This is a genomic window from Ochrobactrum sp. SSR (genome assembly GCF_030067775.1).
Taxonomy (GTDB): Bacteria; Pseudomonadota; Alphaproteobacteria; order Rhizobiales; family Rhizobiaceae; genus Brucella; species Brucella teleogrylli.
Genome location: NZ_CP125970.1, coordinates 906,611 through 921,557, shown reverse-complemented (window position 1 = coordinate 921,557; position 14,947 = coordinate 906,611). Strand labels below are relative to the sequence as shown.

Genomic DNA, 14,947 nt, shown 5'->3' with positions numbered 1-14,947 from the left:
TGCCAATCTGGCCTGAATAGAATTAACTGGTCCAGTAAAGCTGGATGGGGGTGCGGGCATGGTGGAAAACCGCCCGTACCGGCATTTCATGTTCGTCGTCGCCGGACAGCGCCTTTTCCAGCGTCGCCTGCTTGGCCGCGCCTTCGATGTGCAGCACCAGCATGTCGGCCTCTGCAACCAGTGGCAGGGTCAGCGTCAGGCGCTTTTCACCAGCACCTTCGGCATGGATTGGCAGAACGAGCGCCCGTGTTGCCGGGTCGATCGCCTGATCGAGCCGGTCGGCATTGGGGAAGAATGAAGCGGTATGACCGTCATTACCCATGCCAAGCACCACCACGTCGAAGGGACGGCGCAATGCGTCGATGCGGCTGGCCGCGGCCAGCGCCGCCGTTTCGGCCGTCGCCGCCGGATTATAGAGGCCGACGAATTTGGCCACGCCCGCATGATCGCGCAAAAGATGGTCGCGGACCAGCTTTTCGTTGGAACGATCGCTGTCTGTGGCCACGAAACGCTCGTCAACGAGGGTGATCGTGACGAGGTTCCAGTCGATCATCTTGCGCGACAGCACTTCGAACAGCCTCAGCGGCGTGGTGCCGCCGGAGACGGCGAGCGTCGCCTGTCCCCGCTCAGCGATTGCGGCAGCCAGCTTGATTGCAATTGCCTCCGAGAGCGCTTGCGCCAGTTCCGTTCCGCTGGTGAAATCGTGCCGTTCGATGGTCATGCTGTTCCTTTCAGGGTCCTTTATAACGTTTCGTGCCAGGTGCGACCGTCGCGTTCAATCAATGCGATGGACGACGATGGCCCCCACGTTCCTGCGGTGTAACCCTGGACCGGCTGACTGTTCAACTCCCATCCCTGAAGGATCGGATCGACCCAGCGCCATGCGGCCTCGACTTCGTCGCGACGCATGAACAGGGTCTGATTGCCGCGAACCACATCCATGATCAGCCGTTCATAGGCGTCCGGATTGCGCTCGTTGAAGGATTCGGCAAAGCTCATATCGAGCGGAACGTGACGCAGGCGCATGCCGCCCGGGCCCGGATCTTTGATCATCAGCCACTGCTTGACGCCTTCATCGGGCTGCAGGCGGATGACGAGCTGATTGGCAATGACCTTGCCAGCACTTTCACCGAAGATCGAATGCGGAATTGGCTTGAAGGTCACGACGATTTCCGAAACGCGGGTCGCCAGACGCTTGCCTGTGCGCAGATAGAACGGCACGCCCGCCCAACGCCAGTTGGCGATTTCGGCCTTCAACGCCACGAAGGTTTCCGTGTTGCTGGTGTCGCTTTCGAGGTCTTCGAGATATCCGCGTACCGCTCCGCCCGCCGAAGCGCCCGCGCGATACTGGCCACGCACGGTCACATCCTCGACATTGGCATTGGTGATGGGCTTGAGCGAGCGCAGCACCTTGACCTTTTCGTCATGCACCGCGTCCGCTTCAATCGACGAAGGCGGTTCCATGGCCACAAGGCAGAGCAGCTGGAGAATATGGTTCTGCACCATGTCGCGCAGCGCGCCGGCCGTGTTGTAATAACCGGCGCGACCTTCAAGGCCGACGGCTTCGGCAACGGTGATCTGCACATGGTCGATATGGGCTGAGTTCCAAAGCGGCTCATAAAGCGCATTGGCAAAGCGCAGCGCCATCAGGTTCTGCACCGTTTCCTTGCCCAGATAGTGGTCGATACGGAAAATCTGGTCTTCGCGGAACACGCTGCCCAGCGTGTCGTTGAGCGCCATTGCCGAATCCAGATCACGGCCAATCGGCTTTTCAACGATGATGCGGGTGTCGCGGGTGATGAGGCCATGGCTCTTCAGGCGCGTGGCGATATCGCCGAACAGGGTCGGGCTGACTGCGAGGTAAAAGGCGCGAATCTTTTCCGGCTTCTTGCCGATCAGGGTCTTGAGGGCATCCCAGCCCTCTTCGGACTTGGCGTCGACAGCGACATAGCTGAGACGGGTCAGAAATTCTTCGATCTGCTTTTCATCGATTTCGGCAGGCTTGACGTGCTCATGAATGGCATCGCGCGCAAACTTCCGATATTCCTCATCGGTCATGGGGCTGCGCGAAGCGCCGATAATGCGCGTCGGGTCGGAGAGCTGGCCTGCACGCTGCCGCTGATACAATGCCGGGATCAGTTTGCGTTCGGCTAGGTCGCCCGAGCCGCCAAAAACGATGCAGTCGAAAGGCTCTACCGGAATAGTCTGGCTGGTCATCTGTCGCTCTCTTCTTTCGTTCGCGCAAATCAGTCTGTCAGTCATAGCCTACTATGACAACGGTGCCATATGCGCGGCCCATCTTTATAATTTAATCGATTTAAATTCAACCGTCCGATTGCCGCATTCTCGTGAATTTGAACTGGGCGTCAAATGTGGGCCAGATATCGGGATATGACCGCGCATGGAGGCAGCCTGTCGGTTTTGTCGGGTTAACCGCTTATGCACACATGACATGTTCATCTTAAAGCCATATTGGAACAAACAATCGTGTTTCAAGTGATTTGCACACAAAGTCTGAAACGGCTTTGTCAAAGGAGAATGACATGAAGAGGCTGCAGGATAAGGTCGCAATCATCACCGGTGCCGGATCGGGTTTCGGTTCAGGCATGGCGCACCGATTTGCAGCCGAAGGCGCGAAAGTCGTGCTGGCTGACGTCAATGTGAAGCGCGTAGAAGACGAGCTGGCGCATATCGGCAAGAATGCCTTGTCCGTGCAGGCGGATGTGTCGCGCAAGGACGATGTGGAGCGCGTGGCGCGTGCGGCCTTCGAGGCCTTCGGGCGCATCGACATCATGGTCAACAATGCCGGTTTCACGCATCGCAACATGCCATTGACCGAGGTGGATGAGCACAATTTCGATCTCATCCATGCCGTCAACATGAAGGCGCTCTATTATTCGACGCAGATCGTCGTGCCGATCATGGAGCATCAGGGTGGCGGCGTCATCATCAACACTGCTTCGGCGACCGCGCTGCGCCCGCGCAAGGGGCTGGTCTGGTATAGCGCGTCCAAGGGCTGGATCATCAGCGCCACCAAGGCGATGGCGCTGGAACTGGCCAACAAGAATATTCGCGTCAATTGCATCTGCCCGGCGGAAAGCGACAGTGAAGCGCTGAAGCTGTTTTTGGAAGACGATACGCCGCAAGCGCGTGAAGCCTTGAAAGCAACCATCCCGCTCGATCGCTTTTCGACGCCGGAAGATGTTGCCGAAGCTGCCCTTTGGCTCGCATCCGACTCCGCCGCGATGGTCACGGGGACGGCGCTGAGTGTCGACGGCGGCTATTCTATCTGAGATTGCGGCTCTGGCCGCCTGCAAATGGCGTTGTTTTGCGCTTCCGGTGCTCATGTACCTTTAAGTACACTCCGCTCCGGTTCTCAAACTCCACCATTTTCGGCTGACCATAACCACAATCCATCTCATGCACCTGCTTCCGCGAGAAAATCATCATAGATGGCTTCCAGCCGCTTATGGCGTTCGGCGGCCATGCGCCGTCCGGTTTCCGTTCTGAAACCGGAGGCAAGCTTGAACAGCTTGGTGCGGAAATGGTCGAGCGCAAAAGTTTTATCGTCGAACGCGCGGTCTTCCGCGCGCGGGTCGCGCCAATCATAAAGGGCGCTTCCCATACGGCCTGCTATATAAAAACAGCGTGCTGCGCCGATCACGCCAATGGCGTCGAGCCTGTCGGCATCTTGCAAGGTCTGTGCCTCGATGGTCACAGGCTCGATATTGGCTGAAAAACTGTGCGCTTCAACCGCATGGGCGACGCGGTCAATGCGCTCATCGTCCCAGCCGAGGCTGCGCAGCAGTGCGGAGGCCTTGTCGGCTGCAAGGCGGGAAGCCTTGTGCCGGTCGGGGGAATTTTTCTCCACACTCACGCAATCGTGCAGAATTGCCGCTGTGCAAAGAATTTCGGCGTCGCCGCCTTCCACGCTTTGAATGGCTGAGGCATTTTTCCAGACGCGGGCGAGGTGGGACAGGTCGTGCGATCCGTCCTCACCATGTTCCAGCGCATGCGGCAGAAGTTCAGCTGCAAGCGCTTCGAAGGGCGCGAAGATATGGTCTGTCATTCAATGTCCCAGAATCATGGAATCGATGGAATGACAGCCAGTATCCCTTGGTTGCGTCAGTTCTGTGAAGCGCGGCGCAGCACGATCCAGTTATAAAACGCGCCAAACGCCATCATCAGGCAGGTGCCGAGAAAGACGGCGCGCATCCCGAAATGGCCGCCGACAAAGCCACCTGCCACCGGGCCTGCGACCTGTCCGACATATTGCGCCGAGACCGAATAGCCGAGTATGCCGCCAGCAACCCGGTCCGGCACATTGTGCCGGATGACGCTGGTGATGCAGGGCAGGAGGCCGCCCAGCGCCAGTCCCATCAGAAAGCGCAAGCCGATCAGTTGCCAGGCTTGTGTGACGAATGCCTGCGGGATCAGCAACAATGCGGAAATCGCCAGCGCACCGATGATGACATATCTGTGCCCGATGCGGTCGGCCAGTCGTCCGAGGCGCGATGAGGACAGGATGCTGCCCAAGGCTGCCGCCGCCATCACGACGCCGGAAATCAGCGTAACCTTGGTCTGGTCGTCCATCAGTTGTATGACATAGACAGTGATGATCGGTTCGATCGACATATTGGCGAACAGCAGCAGCATGCCCGTCACCAGCATGGCCAGAACAGGCTTTCTGTCGGGGATCGCAGCCCAGATGGATTCCGCCCTCTGTTCCTTGGTCGGTTTCGGCGGCTTGCGCTCTTCGCGGATCAGGAAAGTTGTGGCGAGGAAAGTCAGGAAGATCACACCGCCCGCCAGCCAGAAAGTGGCGCGGATGCCGATCAACGGCGGCAAAGCGCCGCCGAGCAGCGGCCCGGCCAGATTGCCCGCCATGATGCCCGCCGAAAGCGCACCCAGCGCCCAGCCGGTTTTGTCTTTCGGGGTCTGCGTCGCGACGAGGATCATTGAGCCGGAGGAATAACCGCCCGCAATGCCGACGAACAGGCGTAGCGCGACCAGCTGCCAGACGCTCGTTACCATGCCGATCAGCGACATGGCGATGGCCATGCCGAGACTGGCGCGGATCAGCATCAGCTTGCGACCATAGCGGTCGCCAAGCTTGCCCCAGAGCGGCGCGACGAAGGCGGCGGCGAGAAAGGTTGCGCCATAGGCGATGCCGGACCATTGCACGATGGCCGCATGGTCGGACACGCCAAGCTGCTCCACATAAAGCGGCAGGAAAGGAAGCAGAAGCGACATGGCCACAAGCGTGGTGAACGAACCGATGAGGCAAATGAGGAGGTTCTGTTTCCAGTAGCGCTCGTGGTTTTCCTCAGCCTGTTTCGGGCCAGCCAAAGGGCCAGTGGTGCCGTCTAACGCGGCGGCGTCCCTGGCGGCAGCTTGGGTCGTACTCATGTCATGTCCTGCGAATGAATGCGGATGCGGGAATGGGATTGTATTGTATTCCATTTTGGGATACCAAAGCGGAATACATGCATGCGCCTGTTGCTTCGTCTTGTCAACTCCCGTCAGGAACAAGCATTCACGGTGTGGTGAACGAGAGCATTTCCAGCAACAGTGCGTAGCGGTTTTGCGTGGGATAATGCGTGAAACAACTAGATAGAGCGGTTCCACGATTCCGTTTTAACCGGAACCGCTCCAGGAGACCGGTCGGCAATGTCACAGATGAGGCAAGTGGAAACGCAACTCCGCGACATGATCCTGGGGCTTGAGCTTGGGCCGGGCGAACGCCTGACCGAGCGCTGGGTGGAGACGCAGTTCGCCGCCTCGCGCACGCCGATCCGCGCCGCGCTGTTGCGGTTGGAAGCCGAAGGGCTGGTCTGTCGGGAAGGGCGCGGCTGGACGGTTTCGCCGATCAATCTTGCTGAAATCGATCAGATCGGCGTTTATCGTGAGGCGCTGGAAGTGGCGGCGATCCGGCTGACTGCGACGCTTGATGAGCGCAGCGGCGTCGAGCCGATTGGCGCGATGCTGGACAGTTGCGACGCCGAAACCTCGCGGGAGGAATGGCATCGGGTCGGCATGGATTTCCACATCGAACTGGCGCGACTGTCGGGTAATGAGTTTTTGAGCCGTGGCGTGCGTGATGCGATGCAGCGCCTGTCACGAGCGCGCTGGCTGGAAGTGCGCGACGAAGCGGCCCTTGCCCGCGCATGGCGTGAGCATCACGCGATCCTTGATGCGGTGCGCGAAGGCGACGCCGACGAGGCGGCGAAGCTGTTGAGCGCGCATCTGGGCGGCAGCCGCGACCGTCTCGTCAGCAGTTTGCACGAGGATCGTCGCGGCCTGAAGGCGCGGGGATTTGCCGTTATCAGCGCTTGAGTTAGCGCCAATCCGGCAGTCTGTGTCCGCCGCGCGGGAGGCGGGAGGTGCGCCCTTCCATGAGGCCAAGGTCGCGCAGCAGATAGTCGGGCGAGTGTTCGCTGACGACATAGGGCGCTGGCTTGCGCTGAAACAAGCGGGTGAAAAGACGATACCAGCCTGTGGTGGCTTTGCCGGCAGGGCCAGACGCAGCGCAAGCGCCTGCATGGGCTGGTGCATTGATCTCGATATTTTGCATGGTTCCGGCTTTGCTTTTGTGAACTGTGGGAGACAGCTCAGTTAAATTCTGCCTATAGATATGGCCGGAAAAGCTGTTGTTTTCCAATTGAACGTCGATTACCATACATAAGGAGGGCTTATGTATCATGGTGTCGTCGCTACCCCTTTATCCGCCATTCGCGTCTTTGAATCCGCGTCCCGTCATGCAAGCTTTACCAAGGCTGCGGAAGAGCTTGGCATGACGCAGGCCGCCGTCAGCTATCAGATCAAGATGCTGGAGGAGCGGGTCGGCGCGCCCTTGTTTCTGCGCATGCCGCGACAAGTGAAACTGACCGAGCTTGGTGAGCGACTGGCGCCGTCCATTACAGAGGCTTTTGAAACGATGCGCACGGCTTTCGCCACGTTGCGGGAGGATGCGGAAGGCGTGCTCACGATCAGCTCGGTCGCCACTTTCGCCGCCAACTGGCTGGTTCAGCGCCTTGGTTCGTTCCAGATGGAGCACCCGCTTCTGGCGGTGCGGCTCGATACCAATGACCAGCTGATCGATTTCACCCAGAGCGAGGTCGATCTCGCCATCCGCACCGGCACCGGCCACTGGCCGGGGCTGGTCAGTCATGAGCTGATCAAGGCGCAGTTCACGCCCATGCTGAGCCCGAAACTTGCGGCAAGCATTGGCGGGGTGCGCGAGCCGGCTGATCTGTTGCGCCTGCCCGCCATCGATGCCAGCGATCCTTGGTGGCGGCTGTGGTTCGAAGCCGCTGGTGTTCCTGATCCGCAACTGCGGGGCAACACGCAGAACCGACTGGGCGCGCAGCATCTGGAAGGGCGGGCGGCCACGGCAGGCCTCGGTATGGGTATCCTCACCCCTGCCTTTCACACGGCGGAAGTTGCGGCGGGTCTGTTGATCCAGCCTTTCGACCTCCTCTGCGATGATGGCCGTTCCTATTGGTTGGTCTATCCCGAATCCCGCCGTAACGTGCCGAAAATCCGGGCTTTTCGGGCATGGATTATGGGAGAACTTGGAAAATAACGCCTATCGGCAAAAATTTTTTTGCCCACATGTCACATTCAGCGATGCTCGCTCGTCATGTCTTTCGAACCATCAAATCAAACCCGAAAGGAACGAGACCATGACTGCCACGCTGAACCCATTCAATGCTGCTCCTGCCCTGATGAAATCCTGGATGACCACCTCGCAAGCCGTTGCTGCCAGTCTGGAAGGGAGCCTGATCGAATTGGTCAAAATCCGCTCGTCGCAGATCAATGCCTGTGCAAACTGCATCAACATGCACACGATTGAAGCCCGCGCGCTGGGCGAAACCGAACAGCGCATTTATTTGCTCTCGGCCTGGCAGGAAGCGCCATGCTATTCTGAGCGGGAACGGGCGGCTCTTGGCTGGGTGGATGCGCTGACGCGTCTCTCGCAGGGGCATGATCTTGTCGAAGCGCGCAAGGCCCTGCAGGCGCAGTTTACGGAGGAGGAACAGGTGAATCTCACGCTGATGATCAATATTATCAACGGCTGGAACCGCATGGCCGTTGGCTTCGGCCTCTGGTTTGAACCAGCGGCGGCAAAGGCTCCGGCCCAAAAGACTGCTGAGGCGGTCGCCTGATGGCAGGGGGGCGGCGCATGACGATGCAGCGGAGATTTTCGATCCGCTGCGTTCGAAACTGATCCGTGTCGCCTATCGCATGCTCGGCTCCGTCGCCGATGCGGAAGATATGGTGCAGGAGGCGTTCATCCGCTGGATGAACGCCGACCGCAGCGCGGTGCGCGAGCCGGAAGCCTTCCTGCGGCGCACGGTGACGCGGCTTTGTCTCGACCGGCTTAAATCCGGCCAGCGGCAGCGCGAAACTTATTTCGGCCCGTGGATTCCAGATCCGGTGGTCGAGGAGGAAGAGGAAGACGACGATGTGACCCTGCCGTTGATGCTGGCGCTGGAGCGTCTTTCACCGCTGGAACGCGCGGCCTTTCTGCTGCACGATGTCTTCGGTCTCGACTTCGACGAAATAGCGAAAACAATTCAGCGCGATGCGGCGGCCTGCCGACAACTCGCGACCCGCGCGCGCAAGCATGTTCGCGAAGAACGACCGCGTTTTCAGGTCGATAGAGAGCGCGGGATTGAGCTGGCGCAGGCTTTCTTCACGGCATCGCGTAGCGGCGACATGAATGCGCTGGGCACCATGTTGGCCGCCGACGTGCATATGCATGCGGATGGCGGCGGAAAACGCCCGGCCTTCCCGAAGCCGATTTTCGGCTTTACCGATGTTATGGAAATTCACGAGAAGCTTGCCGGCTATTTCAGGGCCAATGGTTCAACGCTGGTGCGCACCACCTTCATCAATGGTCTGCCGGGCTTCATCTCGCTGGAATCGGATGGTCAGATCCAGACCACGGCGCTCGATATCGAAGACGGAAAGATTGCGGCGATCTATGTCGTCCGCAATCCCGACAAGTTGCAGCACCTGCACTGACCTGTGCTGCCGCTATCCGATCAGGTAGCGGCAGAGACCGGCAGCACCGATGCCGATGATCACGGTCGGCAGCATGGAAAAGCGCGTGGCGGCGAAAATGGTGATCGCCAGAGCCAGAAGATCGGCGGGCTTGTCGGAGACGAAATCCGGTGCGATCACCGATATCAGCACACAACCGGGCGCGGCTTCCATAACGGCGGTCGCGCGTTTGCTGAGTGTGCGATTGCGCAGCAGTACATATCCGCCGATGCGGGTCAGATAAGTGACGCTGGCCATCAAAACGATGGTGAGAACGGCTAACGGATCGATCATTCTTCACCTGCCAGAAGATAGGCGGCAACGAGGCCGGAGAGTGCACCGGCGGCGACATACCAAGCGCCGGGAATGGTGAGATAGGTAACGGCGGCGACAACAAGGCTGACCAGCCACGGGCGCGCTGCGGCAAAGCCCTTCCACATGCCTGCCAGCAGCACCAGAAACACCGCCGGAAACGCCATGTCGAAACCATAGGGCCGCAAGTCGCCCATCATCGGGCCAAAGGCCGCGCCCAGCGTGGTGAAAAGCACCCATGCAATGTAGAACGGGATGGCGACACCGGCATAGAATTTGAGGCTCAGCGCCGGATTGACGCCCTTCGCCTGACGGCGCTTCGCATCGGCGAGGCCGAGCGCCCAGCTTTCATCGCACATCAGAAACAGGCTGGCGAAAGCCTTGCGCTTTGGCAGATGGCGGATGAAAGGCGCAAGGGCGGCACCCATCAAAAGATGGCGGCTGTTGACCAGAAGCGTGATCGCGGCAATGAGCAAAACATGCGGCGGCGAGGTCCAGAGCTGGATCGCGGCAAATTCAGAGCCGCCCGCGAAATTCAGGCCCGTCATCAACGGCACTTCGAGGACGCTTAGGCCCTTTTGTGCAGCCTGCGCGCCCAGCACCAGAGCATAGGGAATAATGCCTAGCAAAACCGGTAGTCCGGCGGTGGCACCCCGACGGAATTCCGACGCCGGTTTACTTTGCTGTGGCACATAGGCCTGTGAAATATCCATAAAACCGCCGTTGGCTGGCCTCGCGGCTGCCCCTTGTCTATTACCCCAGCATCTTTGCTTGAGAGCGAACGGCAATATAGCCAATGTCTTGAGCAATCGGGTTGCAAAGATTGGCCGATTGCAGCAATATTTGGCAGTGAATGCCAACAATATCGGCATAAATGGAATTCGTGGCCAATGAAGCGCGGGGCGATATAGAAGCTATCCGATAAAGTGGCGGCAAAGACCGGCAGTGCCGATGCCGATCAGCACGGTCGGCAGCATGGAAAAGCGCGTGGCGGCGAGAACGGTAATCGCCAGCGCCAGAAGATCGGCGGGCCTGTCGGAGACGAAATCCGGTGCGATGACTGAAATCAGTACGCAGCCGGGCGCGGCCTCCATCACCGCCATCGACCGTTTGCTGAGTGTGCGATTGCGCAGCAGTACATAGCCGCCGATGCGGGTCAGATAGGTGACGCTGGCCATCGCGATGATGGTGAGCAGGACTAAGGGGTCAATCATTCTGCATCTGCCAGAAGATAGGCTGCAACGAGGCCGGAAACTGCGCCAGCGGCGACATACCATGCGCCTGGAATGGTGAGGTAGGTGACTGCGGCGACGGCGAGGCTGACGAACCACGGACGCGCTGCGTTAAGGCCTTTCCACATGCCTGCGAGCAGCACCAGAAAGACCGCCGGAAACGCCATGTCGAAGCCATAGGGGCGGAGATCCCCCACCATCGGTCCGAGGACAGCGCCCAACGTGGCGGCGGACAGCCATGCCACGTAGAATGGGATGGCAACGCCCATATAAAATTTCAGGCTCAGCGCCGGGTTGACGTCCTTAGACTGGCGGTGCTTCGCATCGGCTAGACCAAGCGCCCAGCTTTCATCGCACATCAGGAACAGGCTGATGAAGGCCGTGCGCTTCGGCAAATGGCTGATGAAGGGCGCAAGGGCGGCACCCATCAGCAGATGGCGGCTGTTGACCAGAAAGGTAATCGCCGCGATGAGCAGGACATGCGGTGGCGACGTCCAGAGCCGGATTGCCGAAAACTCCGAACCGCCCGCGAAGTTCATGCCGGCCATCAACATGACGGACAACAGGCTGAGGCCTTTGTGTACAGCCTGCGCGCCCATAACCATGGCATAGGGAAAAGCACCCAGCAGAACCGGAAGCACGGCAATGGCTCCGCGGCGGAATTCTGACCTTCTAATTTGATGGCTGCTAAATGTGCTTTCTTGAGATGCATAGAACGGTGGAATATCCATAAAAATCCCGTTGGCTGGCCTCGCGGCTGCCCTTATCCGCGTGGTTCCCAGTCCAGACACAGCTGCTGGAACCACTTGATCTCTTTCTGGCTTTGCGCGGCAAACTGGCCGCTTCATAACCTTTGCCGGAAATTCGCGCATGCGGTGCGCTGGTCTGGAAGTATTCGCTAATGTAATCAGTATCTTGAGCAATTGCCTTGTGGGAGCTAGTGTATGGCATTAATATTTGGCAGAAAATGCCAATAGTTTGGGTGTAAATGAAATCGGTGGCCAATGAAGCTGGACGAGATCGACAAGCGGATATTGCGTGTGCTGCAACGCGACGGGCGCATCGCCAATAATGATCTGGCGCGCGAGGTCGGGCTGTCGCCGTCGCCGTGTCTGCGGCGGGTCAAGCTTCTGGAAGAGGCGGGCGTGATCGACCGCTATGTTGCGGTGCTTAATCCGGCCAAGATCGGCAAGGGGCTGACCTTCTTCACCCGCATCCGGCTGGACAGGCAGGATGAGGAAACGCTTCAGGAGTTTGCACGCGAAATATTGAAGCTGCCGCAAGTGCTGGAATGTTATTTCATGCTGGGCGATTACGACGCGATGATCCGCGTGGTCGCGGCGGATATCGAGGAATATCGGCGTTTCCAGTCGGAATATCTAAGCCGCATCAAAGGCGTGCAGAACCTGAAGACCGACGTTCCGAGCCAGACGGTCAAGCAGACTTCGGCGATGCCGCTTTAGGCGTTCCGGGAAGCGCGAGCAGGCTCACAAGCGCTATGGCCGAAAGGATCGCTCCGGCGAGGAAGGTCGAGGACGAGCCATAGGCTTCCCATAGCCAGCCAGCGCCGACATTGCCCGCCAGCATGACAAAGCCGGTGATCACATTGAAGATGCCGAAGGCGGTGCCTTTGAGATGCGGGGGTGCGGTATCGGCGATAAGCGTCGCCAGAATGCCTTGTGAAAAGCCCATATGCAGGCCCCACAGGACAATACCCGCCAGAAACGGATAGATCGTCGTTGAATGAGCGATCACCAGATCGGCGGCAACGAGAAAGCCGAGGCTTGCGGCGAGCAGGCCCTTGCGGCCCATCCGGTCCGACAGGCTGCCGACGGGATAGGCGGTCAGCCCATAGACGGCATGCATGACGACCATGGTGATTGGCACCCAAGCGGCGGTAAAACCGGCTTCCTGCGCCTTGAGCAGCAGAAATGCTTCGCTGAACCGGGCAAGCGTCAGGACCGACGCGACGGCGATGACGATCCAGACGGCGGTGTTCAGTTTTCCCGTATCGGCAAAACGGGGCAAGCCTTTAGAGCGGGCAGGGGGTGTTTCCGGCTCGCGAATACCGACGATCAAAAGCGCAACCGCAAGGAAGGCCGGGATAACGGCAATCCAGAAGATCGCGACAATATTGCCGCCTGTCGCCACCATCAGGCCGATAGCGACAAGCGGACCGACAAAGCCGCCAACCGTATCGAGTGACTTGCGCAGGCCAAAGGCCGCGCCGCGAATTTCCGGCGGCGTCACATCGGCAATCAGGGCGTCGCGTGGTGTGCCACGTATGCCCTTGCCAACGCGGTCGATGGCTTTGGCGGTGACGATGCCGCCAGCCGTGGTGGCAAGCGGAAAGATCAGCTTGGAGAGGGCGGCGAGACCATAGCCTGCCACCGCGAGCGGCTTTCTGCGGCCAGTCCAGTCGGATATCACGCCGGAAAAGAGCTTGGTCACCGTGGCGATGGCAACCGACAGGCCTTCGATAAAGCCGATCGTCATCGCGGATGCGCCCAATCCCGCCACCAGATAAAGCGGCAGCAGCGTCTGCACCATTTCGGATGAGATATCCATCAACAGGCTGACAACGCCCAGAACCCACACGGTTGAGGGGATTGCGTGCGTCTTGTCGGTGGAGGCTGAACCTGTCGCCATGCAGAAAATCCGAATCTGTCGAAGGATTATGTGTCTGATAGCACGGGTTGATGAAATATGAGCGCTGTGCTCACATTATTTGAGATAGGCGCGAACCACGTCCACAAGTTCGCCAGCGCCTTCGTCGCGCTCCTTCTGCGGCAGATCACCATCGGCGACATGCATGAGAATATGATCCTCGATCACCTCGGCCATCAGCCCGTTCACCGCGCCGCGCACACCGGCAATCACCTGCATGACTTCAGAGCAGCCCTTTTCCTCCTCAAGCATCCGCTCCACACCTTCAAGCTGCCCGCGAATGCGGCGCACGCGGTTGATAAGCTTCTGCTTTTCGCGGAGGGTATGGGTCATGGGGACTCCTGATTTTGCGATATGTCAGGCGAGGCGGACTTCCACCTCCACCGTCACATGCGACAAATCGTGGATCGCTGCAAGCTTCTTGCGGTAATAGGACGGCGCCTTTGGCGTGGCCGTGACAATCGACACGATGGCGCCGTGATGGCCCGGCCCAAGCTGCCAGACATGCAGATCGGCGATTTCGCCGCCTTCCTTCTCAATGATTTCACTGATCTCTTCGGGGAGGTCCTCGCCTTCAGGGATGTAATCGAGAAGCGTCGCGCCCGCATCGCGAATAAGGCCCCAGGACCAGCGCGCAATCACCAAGGCACCGACAATGCCAATGGCCGGATCGAGCCAGAGCCACCCGTAAAGACTGCCGAGAAGAAGGGCGGCAATCGCCAGCACCGAAGTCAGCGCGTCGGCCAGCACATGAATATAGGCGGCGCGCAAGTTCTGGTCGTGACCGCTTTCGTGGTGATGGGCGTGGTCATGTCCGTGGTGGTGATGCGCGTGATCGTCTTTCAACAGCCAGGCGCAGACGAGATTGACCGCGAGGCCGAGGCAGGCAATCAGAATGGCTTCATGGAAGTTGATGGCGACCGGGGCGCTGAAACGCAGGAAACTTTCCCAGCCGATCAGCAGCGCAATCAGTGCTAGAACGATGGCGCTGGCAAAGCCCGCCAGATCGCCGAGCTTGCCGGTGCCGAAGGTAAAGCGCGGATTGTTGGCGTGCTTGCGGGCATAGAGATAGGCGAGTGCTGCGATGAGCATCGCTGCTGCATGGGTGGACATGTGCCAGCCATCGGCAACCAGCGCCATGGAACCATAAAGGTTCCCGGCAACGATCTCGATCACCATCATTGCGGCGGTAATGGCGATGACGATCCACGTGCGCCGCTCGTTGCGCCGGTGGTTGTCACCCAGAAACACATGGTCGTGCCGCGCTTCCAGCTGACGTTCATACGGATGATGCGTGCCCATATCGCGGCCTCCTATAAAATAGGGGGGTATATTATTTTTGACGTTTCGACAAGAAGTGGAATCGGATGTTTCAGATGATGGGAATTAATCTCGATCAGTTCGCACTGCTTTGAGACGGACGGGAAAATGCCAAAAACCTGCACCTTTGGAGGTAGGTTTTACGCCTGTTTATGGAGGGTTTCGTCCGTTTTGCCGGAATATTCAGCGGGGCATGATCGGCTAAGATCAGAAACGTAGTCTTGGGGCAAAGCGTTCGAAACGACGAATTTCCACGTAATGGCGAGCGGCGTTTCGGGTTTTCAATCTGCGCATCGTGCTTTGCAAAACTCCGCACTGGTTTTCTGGCCGATGTTCAACTGCATTTCCGGCAAAAGCGCGCGGCGCTT

Annotated in this window: 18 protein-coding genes; 6 read left to right on the top strand and 12 right to left on the bottom strand. The window is 59.0% G+C overall.

What is annotated here, in order from left to right:
* Positions 1 to 22 precede the first annotated feature (22 nt).
* Entirely contained in the window at positions 23 to 721 is a 699-nt protein-coding gene (gene pgl, locus QLQ11_RS15825; protein WP_109367021.1) for a 6-phosphogluconolactonase, read from the bottom strand.
* 20 nt (positions 722 to 741) lie between these two features.
* On the bottom strand, positions 742 to 2,217 hold the full coding sequence (gene zwf / locus QLQ11_RS15820; RefSeq protein ID WP_109367022.1) for a glucose-6-phosphate dehydrogenase: 1,476 nt from the start codon (positions 2,215 to 2,217) through the stop codon (positions 742 to 744).
* Positions 2,218 to 2,543: 326 nt separating this feature from the next.
* Here zwf and QLQ11_RS15815 point away from each other — a divergent pair, with 326 nt between their 5' ends.
* Positions 2,544 to 3,293: an SDR family oxidoreductase gene (locus QLQ11_RS15815; protein ID WP_109367023.1), complete on the top strand. Its 750-nt coding sequence runs from the start codon at positions 2,544 to 2,546 to the stop codon at positions 3,291 to 3,293.
* A gap of 125 nt (positions 3,294 to 3,418) precedes the next feature.
* On the opposite strand, the gene QLQ11_RS15810 is transcribed toward QLQ11_RS15815, so the two are convergent.
* Positions 3,419 to 4,069, bottom strand: a complete 651-nt coding sequence (locus tag QLQ11_RS15810; RefSeq protein ID WP_109367024.1) for an HD domain-containing protein — start codon at positions 4,067 to 4,069, stop codon at positions 3,419 to 3,421.
* A 56-nt stretch (positions 4,070 to 4,125) separates the two neighbouring features.
* Positions 4,126 to 5,409 (bottom strand): multidrug efflux MFS transporter, encoded by a 1,284-nt coding sequence (locus QLQ11_RS15805; RefSeq protein WP_121539123.1) that lies wholly within the window; start codon positions 5,407 to 5,409, stop codon positions 4,126 to 4,128.
* A gap of 261 nt (positions 5,410 to 5,670) precedes the next feature.
* Here QLQ11_RS15805 and QLQ11_RS15800 point away from each other — a divergent pair, with 261 nt between their 5' ends.
* The gene (locus tag QLQ11_RS15800; protein WP_109367025.1) at positions 5,671 to 6,336 is read left to right on the top strand and encodes a GntR family transcriptional regulator; all 666 of its coding nucleotides are present in this window, start codon (positions 5,671 to 5,673) and stop codon (positions 6,334 to 6,336) included.
* Position 6,337: 1 nt separating this feature from the next.
* On the opposite strand, the gene QLQ11_RS15795 is transcribed toward QLQ11_RS15800, so the two are convergent.
* The gene (locus QLQ11_RS15795) at positions 6,338 to 6,574 is read right to left on the bottom strand and encodes a hypothetical protein (protein ID WP_109367026.1); all 237 of its coding nucleotides are present in this window, start codon (positions 6,572 to 6,574) and stop codon (positions 6,338 to 6,340) included.
* A gap of 120 nt (positions 6,575 to 6,694) precedes the next feature.
* On the opposite strand from QLQ11_RS15795, the gene QLQ11_RS15790 reads away from it, so the two are divergent.
* The 3 genes from QLQ11_RS15790 (at position 6,695) to QLQ11_RS15780 (ending at position 9,030) form a co-directional block, all read left to right on the top strand.
* Complete coding sequence (locus QLQ11_RS15790; protein WP_371835967.1) at positions 6,695 to 7,585, top strand: LysR substrate-binding domain-containing protein; 891 nt, start codon at positions 6,695 to 6,697, stop codon at positions 7,583 to 7,585.
* Between the two features lie 100 nt (positions 7,586 to 7,685).
* Complete coding sequence (locus QLQ11_RS15785; protein ID WP_109367028.1) at positions 7,686 to 8,168, top strand: carboxymuconolactone decarboxylase family protein; 483 nt, start codon at positions 7,686 to 7,688, stop codon at positions 8,166 to 8,168.
* Complete coding sequence (locus tag QLQ11_RS15780; protein ID WP_283736293.1) at positions 8,152 to 9,030, top strand: sigma-70 family RNA polymerase sigma factor; 879 nt, start codon at positions 8,152 to 8,154, stop codon at positions 9,028 to 9,030. The genes QLQ11_RS15785 and QLQ11_RS15780 overlap by 17 nt, the downstream gene beginning before the upstream one ends.
* Before the next feature lie 12 nt (positions 9,031 to 9,042).
* Here QLQ11_RS15780 and QLQ11_RS15775 read toward each other — a convergent pair whose 3' ends face one another.
* The 4 genes from QLQ11_RS15775 to QLQ11_RS15760 all read right to left on the bottom strand — a co-directional run bounded on the left by QLQ11_RS15775 (position 9,043) and on the right by QLQ11_RS15760 (position 11,323).
* Positions 9,043 to 9,342, bottom strand: coding sequence for an AzlD family protein (locus QLQ11_RS15775; RefSeq protein WP_109367030.1), 300 nt, complete (start codon positions 9,340 to 9,342; stop codon positions 9,043 to 9,045).
* Entirely contained in the window at positions 9,339 to 10,073 is a 735-nt protein-coding gene (locus QLQ11_RS15770) for an AzlC family ABC transporter permease (RefSeq protein WP_109367031.1), read from the bottom strand. Before QLQ11_RS15770 ends, QLQ11_RS15775 begins: the two co-directional genes overlap by 4 nt.
* Before the next feature lie 201 nt (positions 10,074 to 10,274).
* Positions 10,275 to 10,574: an AzlD family protein gene (locus QLQ11_RS15765; protein WP_109367032.1), complete on the bottom strand. Its 300-nt coding sequence runs from the start codon at positions 10,572 to 10,574 to the stop codon at positions 10,275 to 10,277.
* Positions 10,571 to 11,323, bottom strand: a complete 753-nt coding sequence (locus tag QLQ11_RS15760; protein WP_109367033.1) for an AzlC family ABC transporter permease — start codon at positions 11,321 to 11,323, stop codon at positions 10,571 to 10,573. The genes QLQ11_RS15765 and QLQ11_RS15760 overlap by 4 nt, the downstream gene beginning before the upstream one ends.
* A gap of 273 nt (positions 11,324 to 11,596) precedes the next feature.
* Between QLQ11_RS15760 and QLQ11_RS15755 the strand changes: the two genes are divergently transcribed.
* The gene (locus tag QLQ11_RS15755; RefSeq protein ID WP_109367034.1) at positions 11,597 to 12,055 is read left to right on the top strand and encodes an Lrp/AsnC family transcriptional regulator; all 459 of its coding nucleotides are present in this window, start codon (positions 11,597 to 11,599) and stop codon (positions 12,053 to 12,055) included.
* On the opposite strand, the gene QLQ11_RS15750 is transcribed toward QLQ11_RS15755, so the two are convergent.
* The 3 genes from QLQ11_RS15750 to dmeF form a co-directional block, all read right to left on the bottom strand.
* On the bottom strand, positions 12,027 to 13,241 hold the full coding sequence (locus tag QLQ11_RS15750; RefSeq protein WP_121539084.1) for an MFS transporter: 1,215 nt from the start codon (positions 13,239 to 13,241) through the stop codon (positions 12,027 to 12,029). The two genes, QLQ11_RS15755 and QLQ11_RS15750, sit on opposite strands and share 29 nt — an antisense overlap.
* 75 nt (positions 13,242 to 13,316) lie before the next feature.
* On the bottom strand, positions 13,317 to 13,592 hold the full coding sequence (locus QLQ11_RS15745; RefSeq protein ID WP_109367036.1) for a metal/formaldehyde-sensitive transcriptional repressor: 276 nt from the start codon (positions 13,590 to 13,592) through the stop codon (positions 13,317 to 13,319).
* 24 nt (positions 13,593 to 13,616) lie between these two features.
* Entirely contained in the window at positions 13,617 to 14,561 is a 945-nt protein-coding gene (gene dmeF, locus QLQ11_RS15740) for a CDF family Co(II)/Ni(II) efflux transporter DmeF (RefSeq protein WP_109367037.1), read from the bottom strand.
* Between the last annotated feature and the right edge of the window lie 386 nt (positions 14,562 to 14,947).

Bases quoted from the DNA above. Each gene is read 5' to 3' on its own strand.
- pgl (WP_109367021.1), bottom strand. From the start codon at position 721: ATGACCATCGAACGGCACGATTTCACCAGCGGAACGGAACTGGCGCAA.
- zwf (WP_109367022.1), bottom strand. From the start codon at position 2,217: ATGACCAGCCAGACTATTCCGGTAGAGCCTTTCGACTGCATCGTTTTT.
- QLQ11_RS15815 (WP_109367023.1), top strand. From the start codon at position 2,544: ATGAAGAGGCTGCAGGATAAGGTCGCAATCATCACCGGTGCCGGATCG.
- QLQ11_RS15810 (WP_109367024.1), bottom strand. From the start codon at position 4,069: ATGACAGACCATATCTTCGCGCCCTTCGAAGCGCTTGCAGCTGAACTT.
- QLQ11_RS15805 (WP_121539123.1), bottom strand. From the start codon at position 5,409: ATGAGTACGACCCAAGCTGCCGCCAGGGACGCCGCCGCGTTAGACGGC.
- QLQ11_RS15800 (WP_109367025.1), top strand. From the start codon at position 5,671: ATGTCACAGATGAGGCAAGTGGAAACGCAACTCCGCGACATGATCCTG.
- QLQ11_RS15795 (WP_109367026.1), bottom strand. From the start codon at position 6,574: ATGCAAAATATCGAGATCAATGCACCAGCCCATGCAGGCGCTTGCGCT.
- QLQ11_RS15790 (WP_371835967.1), top strand. From the start codon at position 6,695: ATGTATCATGGTGTCGTCGCTACCCCTTTATCCGCCATTCGCGTCTTT.
- QLQ11_RS15785 (WP_109367028.1), top strand. From the start codon at position 7,686: ATGACTGCCACGCTGAACCCATTCAATGCTGCTCCTGCCCTGATGAAA.
- QLQ11_RS15775 (WP_109367030.1), bottom strand. From the start codon at position 9,342: ATGATCGATCCGTTAGCCGTTCTCACCATCGTTTTGATGGCCAGCGTC.
- QLQ11_RS15770 (WP_109367031.1), bottom strand. From the start codon at position 10,073: ATGGATATTTCACAGGCCTATGTGCCACAGCAAAGTAAACCGGCGTCG.
- QLQ11_RS15765 (WP_109367032.1), bottom strand. From the start codon at position 10,574: ATGATTGACCCCTTAGTCCTGCTCACCATCATCGCGATGGCCAGCGTC.
- QLQ11_RS15760 (WP_109367033.1), bottom strand. From the start codon at position 11,323: ATGGATATTCCACCGTTCTATGCATCTCAAGAAAGCACATTTAGCAGC.
- QLQ11_RS15755 (WP_109367034.1), top strand. From the start codon at position 11,597: ATGAAGCTGGACGAGATCGACAAGCGGATATTGCGTGTGCTGCAACGC.
- QLQ11_RS15750 (WP_121539084.1), bottom strand. From the start codon at position 13,241: ATGGCGACAGGTTCAGCCTCCACCGACAAGACGCACGCAATCCCCTCA.
- QLQ11_RS15745 (WP_109367036.1), bottom strand. From the start codon at position 13,592: ATGACCCATACCCTCCGCGAAAAGCAGAAGCTTATCAACCGCGTGCGC.
- dmeF (WP_109367037.1), bottom strand. From the start codon at position 14,561: ATGGGCACGCATCATCCGTATGAACGTCAGCTGGAAGCGCGGCACGAC.